Below are 462 nucleotides of genomic sequence, written 5' to 3' on the forward strand. Positions count from 1 at the left end.
ACTTCCAATACTTCCAAGAAGGATCACATAAAGAAGTGAGATCATTAAATCTAATTGTCCCAATTTTTTCAGAACAGAAAAAATCTGAATCCCGATTAAAGAACCAATGCCACCTCCAATCGCTAAAAGAATACCAAGTTTGATATCAAGAGTACGTCTTCTAAAATGTGTAATTGTCCCAGTCACAGATGAAGCAATCATCTGATTAGCCCCTGTTCCCACAGCAATAGCAGGAGGAATATTATAAAAAATCAATAACGATGTGATAAGAAAACCACCACCAATCCCAAAAAGACCTGAAAAAAAACCAGCAACATCTCCCATTCCAAACAAGATCAGCATGTTAAGCGACATTTCAGCAATTGGTAAATAAATACTCACTTACAGAACCTTTAAGATAATTTGAATTTTTAGATAATTCGAGAGCTTTTCTCCAATAAGTCTTTGTCACGTATTAAAAGG

1 protein-coding gene is annotated in these 462 nt (G+C 34.8%); it reads right to left on the minus strand.

Annotation, left to right across the window (positions count from 1 at the left end):
* A partial coding sequence (locus J7R05_RS07995; protein WP_208541847.1) for a TSUP family transporter occupies positions 1-381 on the minus strand: 381 nt, incomplete at its 3' end.
* Between the last annotated feature and the right edge of the window lie 81 nt (positions 382-462).

Source organism: Bartonella capreoli (assembly GCF_902813205.1).
In the GTDB taxonomy this organism is placed as follows: domain Bacteria; phylum Pseudomonadota; class Alphaproteobacteria; order Rhizobiales; family Rhizobiaceae; genus Bartonella; species Bartonella schoenbuchensis.